Source organism: Maribacter sp. PR66 (assembly GCF_028464205.1).
Classification (GTDB): Bacteria; Bacteroidota; Bacteroidia; order Flavobacteriales; family Flavobacteriaceae; genus Maribacter; species Maribacter flavus.
In genome coordinates, this window is the sequence record NZ_JAQPCH010000019.1 from 1 (window position 1) to 7,116 (window position 7,116).

Consider the following 7,116-nt stretch of genomic DNA (forward strand, 5'->3'; position numbering starts at 1 on the left):
GCAATACCTCGCCATCTACCGAGGGTGCAAAACCAAACATTCCGGATGAACCCGGAATTCTGGGGCCCGAAATTTCGGCTACGGCCTCATTTCCTGCTTTCACAAGATTATGATACGGAATGGTGTCCAGCTTTTTAACGTCTTCCGGGGTAAGGTTTAATTTCTCAAGCACGGTTGCCGCCAGTTTCTGTGACTTCTCTTGGGTCATTGAATTTATCAAGGTACCGCTTTGTATAATCGCCTTGTTGAATGAGCCTTTCGCCGCAGGCATACACATTAAGGTACCTACTTTTCCACCACCCCCGGATTTATAATCGCCAATGTATTTTTGTTGCTCCTCAGGAGTAACTTCTATGTAGGAATCACCCCAGGCATCTCCTAAATTTCTGAGATAGTCTATGGTTTTTTCTAAATTCTCAATTTGGTCAGGGGTCATTTTATCTTTCATTCGTTCACCTGCTTAGGCATGGTCCAAAAGACTGATGCCATGGGGATCCATGCTCCTTTCTGTACACTGTAGGCGTAGTACCGTATTGTGCTTTAAACTTTTTAAAGAAAAAGGGTAAGGTTTCGTAACCGCACTTATAGGCAATATCCGCTACCATATAATCCGTGTCTACCAGCATCTTAGCCGCTAAATTTATTCGGTATTCATTTAGGTACGTAAAAAAAGAACGTCCCATCATCTTTTTAAAGAATCTAGAAAAGGCCTGCTCAGATAAATTCACAAGTTTAGCCATAGCTATAAGCTGTATTTGGGTGTGGTAATTGGCAGCAACAAAATCGTGCACCTTTGCCATGCGGTTATTGTGTTCCCAAGGCATTTCTTTGGTAAATTTTGCGGTAGATAATTTTCTGTAGGGTAAGGTACTTAACTGTGCTAACACCTGTAATAACTGTAAGTATTGCGCTGTTCCGGTTAATTGTGGCAAGGTTTTTATTAACGGTAATATTTTAACCGTACTTCTAGTAGAAAATATAAGCCCATGACTTGCAGCTTGCAGCAAATCTTTAATTGCTTGCATTTCTGGTATGGCCGTAATAATCTCTTGGTTCCATTGCACTACTATAGAGGCACTGCTTACCTTTTCTTGCGCATGATTTTTCCAACAGTGCGGTAAATTAGCATTCAGTAACACCAATTCTCCTGGTACATAGTTGCTTACATGGTCTCCTATAAATTTAGTGCCTTCGCTAGAGGTTATGTAGGTAAGCTCACATTGCGGATGTATATGCCATGGAGCATCAAAGTGAGCCCCTTCATAAGCATAGGCAAGGATGTTACTATTTTCCGTAAATGGTATGGCTTCTAACTGCGGTTTCAATCAAAAAATGTTTTCTATTGTGTTGGTAAAAATATCTTATTTAGTTAAAGATAGACAGAATAGATTAGTAATATGCGTAAATACGCTACTTAAGCAGTTGTTTTTATTTAGATTTTTGTGATTATCTGTTGTGTTCTATTATCAATATGGTAATAGAAAACAAGATAAAACAATAATATAGCAATTAATTCTAGTAAAAATGGGAGTGAGCGATTTTCCAGATGCGTTTAAGGACACCAGAGCGACTAAAGGCGTATGTCCGTTTAATGATCAAAACGACTCAGTAGCCATGTTGCTTCGGTTTAAAGATGTTAGAAAATCGGCCCATGACTACAAATCCTTTATTTCTGGTGCACAACCGGGGCGTATTGTAGTACCTTCAGAAGTAAACATTAGAGATACCCGCCAAATTCCTTTTGAGGTAGACCCACCAGAACATACGGAATATAGGGCCTTGGTAGAAGATTGGTTTAAAAGACCCTTAGATGCTGCATATGAGGCTGGTTTAGAGGCAATAATTGCTGCGGAGCTAGACCGTGTATTGGTAAAGGGTAGGATAGAAGCCATTGCAGAACTGTCTTTACCCATACAATCCAGAGCTTTAACCTTGTTGTTGAATATTCCGATGAAGGAGGCCGAAACTTGGATTTCTTGGGGAACTCACGTTTTTCGTAGTGAGGATAGCGACTTGGATGGGGATAAAGCTGCCATTTTGTACGATTATATAGATGCGGAAATAGATAAGTTAATTGCCAATCCTGATGACAGCTTGTATGGTGTGCTGTTACAATCAGAATACCAAGGTAGAAAGATGACTAAGGAAGAAGTAAAAGGAGTGCTCATCCTCACTTTTGCTGGTGGTAGAGACACCATCATCAACTACCTTACCAATACCTTGGCGTATTTGGCAGAACATCCAGAAGCCATTACAGAGTTGAGAGACAATCCAGAGTTGTTGAATACGGCCATAGAGGAATTAGTACGATATTTTTCGCCCTTAACACACATGGGGCGCGTGGTGGCTCAAGAGAAAGAAGTAAGTGGCCATGTGGCCAAGGAAGATACCCGTGTAAGTCTATGTTGGGCTTCTGCCAATAGGGACGAAGCCATTTTTGAAAACCCAAATGCGGTAGTCCTAGACCGTAAGATGAATCCGCATGTGGCCTTTGGTTTTGGTACCCATAAGTGTTTGGGAGCTACCCACGCCAGACAATTAATGAAGGTGTTTTTACGGGTATTTACACAGAAAGTAGCGAAGCTTACCGTGGTCAAGGCGGTAGAAAATATAGAAGACTGGGGCGAACACCAACGCAAAGTCGGTTTTGATAGTTTAGAAATTGAATTAAATCCAATAAAATAATGGCAAAAATTACATACATCACTAAAGCAGGTGAAAGTTTGGTATATGAGGCAACCTCCGGAAGTTTAATGGAACTCGCGGTAAAGAATAAGGTACCGGGTATTGATGGCGATTGTGGGGGTGTTTGCTCTTGCGCCACTTGCCATGTACACGTTGCTCCTGCTTATTATGAAAAGCTAGGAGCGCCTTCTGAAATTGAAGCGGATATGTTAGAGTTTGATGATAATGTTAATGAGTACAGCCGTTTGTGCTGCCAGATTCCGGTTACAGATGCCGTTGACGGTATCACAGTAGCGGTGGCCAACTAAATGGAGCTGCAGACCAAAAATAAGACCTGTGCAATTGTAGGTGCTAGCCATGCTGGGGCCAACTGCGCTATGGAGTTGCGCAAACAGGGTTGGGAAGGGGCTATTGTTTTAATTGATGCTGATGAAAACTTGCCTTACCATAGACCGCCATTGTCCAAGGCGTATTTGTCGTTAACGGATGGGGGCGATTTTAACCCTTTATTTGCTGCAGAGCGATACGAGGAAGAAAACATTACCCTAGCACAAGGCGTAACCGTAACAGCCGCAGATGCTACCTCCAAGACCTTGGCACTCAGTAATGGCACTAGCGTAAAGTACGATGCTTTGGTTCTAGCTACAGGAGCATCGGCCTTTGTACCGCCAATACCGGGTATAGACACTTGTTCTGGCGTTCATGTTTTACGTAGTGCTAAAGATGCTTTGGCCATACAAGCTGGTTTTAAAAATGCCAAGGACAAAAATATCGTCGTAATCGGTGGAGGATATATTGGTTTAGAAACGGCCGCTTCTTTACAAAAGATGAGCGGCAAGGTTACGGTACTGGAACGCGAAGAACGTTTGTTAGCCCGTGTAGCCCCAGCGGCATTAGCTCATTTTTTTCAGGAACTACACACTGCCAAGGGCGTAACCATAAAAACAGGTGTTTCTGCGCAAGACATACTTCAGACCAAAGATGGCACTACCGTAACGGGTACGGATGGTGTTACTTATCCGGCAGACTTGGTTTTAGTAGGCGTGGGGGTTAGGCCCAACAGCGTCCTAGCAGAAAAACTGGGAACAACGCTAGAAAATGGCATTAAGGTAAATGAACAACTACAAACTTCTGTAGCAAATGTTTATGCAATTGGGGATGTGGCGCAGTTTTACCATCCTAGATACCAAAAATGGATGCGTTTGGAGAGTGTGCAAAATGCGGTAGACCAAGCTAGAGCTGTTGCGGCAAACATCTTAGGTATACCTACCAATTATAACGCGTTGCCTTGGTTTTGGTCAGACCAATATCATATTAAACTACAAATGGTAGGCTTGTCTCATGGCTATACAGACTTAGTAGTTAGAAAAGAGGACGATAAAGAAGACTGTTTTTCTATTTGGTATTTTAAAGATGATGCCTTACTGGCGGTAGATGCTGTAAACAATGGGAAAGCCTTTGTGCTGGGAACAAAATTTATTAAAAACAACACATTGGTAGACAAGGAAAAATTAGCGGATGCTAGCATTCCTTTTAAGCCGAATACCCTAATAAAATATAGAACGAATGTCGATTAAAGCTAAAACTGCTGTTGCCACTGGCGATGGTAAATTTATTATAGATACGGTAACCGTAGCGGAACCAAAAGCAGATGAAGTTTTGGTGAAAATTAAAGCAGCGGGGCTATGCCATACCGACTATGATTCGCTCACTTGGGGAAAACCTATTGTTATGGGGCATGAGGGAGCAGGAGTTGTAGAAACCGTAGGTGCTGCGGTAAAAGATTTTGCGGAGGGAGACCAAGTTATTCTGAATTGGGCTACGCCTTGTATGCATTGTTTTCAATGCCAAGAAGGCAATCAGCATATTTGCGAAAACAATTCTCCTGTGGCGGCAGGAGGTAACGGTCATACCCCAGGCCACGCCCATTTAGAAGGGACGCAATGGCAAGGAAAGGCCATAGAGCGTTCTTTTAACTTAGGAACTTTGAGTGAATATGCATTGGTAAAGGTATCGGCATTGGTAAAAGTATCGGAAGAAAACTTAAATTTTTCGGCAGCAGCTATTGTTAGTTGTGGTGTAATGACGGGCTACGGCTCGGTAGTAAATGCAGCAGAATTGGTCGCAGGCAGTACTTCAGTGGTTCTAGGCTGTGGCGGAGTAGGCCTAAATGCAATTAATGCATGTGCCATTTCTGGCGCTCATAGGATTATCGCTATAGACATCAATCCAAATAAATTAGAATTAGCCAAGCAGTTTGGCGCAACGGACATAATCTTAGCAGACAAAGATGATATAGGCTTAAACAAAGCAGCTAAGGAAGTAGAAAAATTATTAGGAGGTAGGTTAGCAGATTATGCGTTTGAGTGTACTGCGATTCCCGCTTTAGGTGCAGCACCATTGGCTATGGTTAGGAATGCCGGTACAGCAGTACAAGTAAGTGGTATAGAAGAAGAAATTACTATAGACATGCGTCTGTTTGAGTGGGATAAGATTTACATGAATCCCTTGTACGGAAAATGTAGACCACAAATAGATTTTCCTAAGTTGATGGGTTTGTATAAAAAGGGCGATTTGCTCCTAGACCAAATGATAACCAAAGAATACAAGCTAGACCAATTGGAAGCCGCTTTTGCCGATATGTTGAAAGGAAAGAATGCCAAAGGAGTAGTTGTTTTTGATTAATACGAAATAGTAATGCAAGGTTCCTTTAGAACAATAGAATTGTCTGATGCTCCCTACGAGTTTGATGGATTGCGTTTTTTAACCGTAAAAACACCAAATTTAAAGGGTAGGGGAGATATCTGTTTGTATGTGCCAAAAACCGAACAACCATTAACGGATTTACCCATTTACATTTTACTGCACGGCGTTTATGGAAGTGCATGGGTTTGGGCATTAAAAGGTGGTGCACACAAAACTGCATCGGAACTTATGCAGCGCAAACAGATAAAACCAGCTATTGTTGCTATGCCTTCTGATGGGTTATGGGGCGATGGCTCCGCCTATTTTCCACATCATCAGAAAGATTTTGCACGTTGGATTGTAGAAGACGTACCCTTGGCCATAAAAGAAAATATTCCAGAAGCAAGTTCAAAAAGTAAATTGTGTATTGGTGGTTTGTCCATGGGTGGTTATGGTGCCTTGTGGTTAGGTAGTCAATATCCAGAGAAATTTTGTGCTATTTCTGCGCATAGTGCTATTACGCGCTTAGAGGAAATGGCGCTGTTTGTAGAAGAACCCTTAACCGACTACACTCAAGCAGCGAAGACGCCCGACGTAATCGATTTAATAAAAGCTCATCAAACTAAAATGTCGCTACTACGTTTTGATTGTGGTGTCGGGGACGAGTTGATAGCGGGCAACAGATTACTGACCCAACAACTACAAGACCTAAATTTTCCGCATATTTACGAAGAATTTCCGGGAGGGCACCAATGGGAATATTGGCAGACCCATGTACGGAAAACGTATCAGTTTTTTAATATATCAATCGCCCAAGATTAACCGAGGTAAAAACAAGGTGATTTCTGGTAATAAGGTGACCAGTGTCAATAGTAAAAAGCTAATATCTAACGCCGCGCTATGCCTAGTCCGGCGAATTATATGGAAATATAGCAAATTCACTTGCGGTATTGGGAATAAAATTGGCCGGCCAGATTACGTATGGCGTCCTGATATGTTGGGTTGTTCAGCCGTAGCGGCGTTTTTGGCAAAGAGGTCCCTTATCCTACCGCCATGGTAATTTAGTTCACTGTTTTTTATTCTTTGCTAGCTGAGTTCATGAATCTCGCAAGCTCGATTTGGCATGGCGCAGAGCTTGTGCTGAGTTTATCGAAGTAATGATGTCGACTAGCTTTTGGCGCGGGTATTGCGCCAGCAATGCGACAAAAGTACGCCGCAGGCGCATTCGACATCATCACATAAATATGCGAGATCATAGTTAATGATAAGAAAGCTAAACCCTAGGAAACATACCATGGGAACTATCGACCTTGCTAGTTTACCCCTAAATGAAAAAAGGGCCTTTGTTAATGGCCCCTCTACTGTATTGTTTATTTTTCAAAGTTATCCTAAAATGGTAAAATGTCTTGTAACACTAATCCAAAGGTTGGATGAAATTCATCAATGCCCGATCATGGTTGTGTACAATTCGGCATTCCGTGTCAAAATACATTGTAGCTCCATTTTCTTCGGTGTATGGCTCCCATTCGGGAAGTACGCCTTCCACATTGGGATCTGCCTTTTTTACGAAATTGATCCAAGCAGAACTCATCTTGTCAGAGAGCTCCCAAGCATCTTCACCATTGCCCGTCCAGTCTGCCCTAAGATCAACGGTATTGAACGCCAAGGGAATATCCAAACCATGAAACGAACCTTTAGAAGCTTCCTCAACGGGGCTTTTCCAGGCCAATAGGTACGCGTATACAG

General features: G+C 42.3%; 8 protein-coding genes. 5 read left to right on the forward strand and 3 right to left on the reverse strand.

Going from position 1 to position 7,116, the window contains the following annotated elements:
• A partial coding sequence (locus tag PP181_RS17520; RefSeq protein ID WP_272638041.1) for a carboxylesterase family protein occupies positions 1 to 448 on the reverse strand: 448 nt, incomplete at its 3' end.
• A gap of 4 nt (positions 449 to 452) precedes the next feature.
• Entirely contained in the window at positions 453 to 1,325 is an 873-nt protein-coding gene (locus tag PP181_RS17525; protein WP_154918076.1) for an AraC family transcriptional regulator, read from the reverse strand.
• A 199-nt stretch (positions 1,326 to 1,524) separates the two neighbouring features.
• Between PP181_RS17525 and PP181_RS17530 the strand changes: the two genes are divergently transcribed.
• Genes PP181_RS17530 through PP181_RS17550 form a run of 5 tightly spaced genes read left to right on the forward strand, consistent with a single transcriptional unit; the run spans position 1,525 to position 6,192 of the window.
• On the forward strand, positions 1,525 to 2,685 hold the full coding sequence (locus PP181_RS17530; protein WP_154918077.1) for a cytochrome P450: 1,161 nt from the start codon (positions 1,525 to 1,527) through the stop codon (positions 2,683 to 2,685).
• Positions 2,685 to 2,993, forward strand: a complete 309-nt coding sequence (locus PP181_RS17535) for a 2Fe-2S iron-sulfur cluster-binding protein (protein ID WP_154918078.1) — start codon at positions 2,685 to 2,687, stop codon at positions 2,991 to 2,993. Before PP181_RS17530 ends, PP181_RS17535 begins: the two co-directional genes overlap by 1 nt.
• Positions 2,994 to 4,262: an NAD(P)/FAD-dependent oxidoreductase gene (locus PP181_RS17540; RefSeq protein WP_272638042.1), complete on the forward strand. Its 1,269-nt coding sequence runs from the start codon at positions 2,994 to 2,996 to the stop codon at positions 4,260 to 4,262.
• The gene (locus PP181_RS17545) at positions 4,252 to 5,370 is read left to right on the forward strand and encodes a Zn-dependent alcohol dehydrogenase (protein WP_272638043.1); all 1,119 of its coding nucleotides are present in this window, start codon (positions 4,252 to 4,254) and stop codon (positions 5,368 to 5,370) included. The genes PP181_RS17540 and PP181_RS17545 overlap by 11 nt, the downstream gene beginning before the upstream one ends.
• A 12-nt stretch (positions 5,371 to 5,382) precedes the next feature.
• A complete protein-coding gene (locus tag PP181_RS17550; protein WP_154918081.1) occupies positions 5,383 to 6,192 on the forward strand; it encodes an alpha/beta hydrolase in 810 nt (269 codons plus the stop codon).
• A 592-nt stretch (positions 6,193 to 6,784) separates the two neighbouring features.
• On the opposite strand, the gene PP181_RS17555 is transcribed toward PP181_RS17550, so the two are convergent.
• Positions 6,785 to 7,116: carboxylesterase family protein (locus PP181_RS17555; protein WP_272638044.1), on the reverse strand; the 332-nt coding region annotated here is incomplete at its 5' end.

Bases quoted from the DNA above. Each gene is read 5' to 3' on its own strand.
- PP181_RS17530 (WP_154918077.1), top strand. From the start codon at position 1,525: ATGGGAGTGAGCGATTTTCCAGATGCGTTTAAGGACACCAGAGCGACT.
- PP181_RS17535 (WP_154918078.1), top strand. From the start codon at position 2,685: ATGGCAAAAATTACATACATCACTAAAGCAGGTGAAAGTTTGGTATAT.
- PP181_RS17540 (WP_272638042.1), top strand. From the start codon at position 2,994: ATGGAGCTGCAGACCAAAAATAAGACCTGTGCAATTGTAGGTGCTAGC.
- PP181_RS17545 (WP_272638043.1), top strand. From the start codon at position 4,252: ATGTCGATTAAAGCTAAAACTGCTGTTGCCACTGGCGATGGTAAATTT.
- PP181_RS17550 (WP_154918081.1), top strand. From the start codon at position 5,383: ATGCAAGGTTCCTTTAGAACAATAGAATTGTCTGATGCTCCCTACGAG.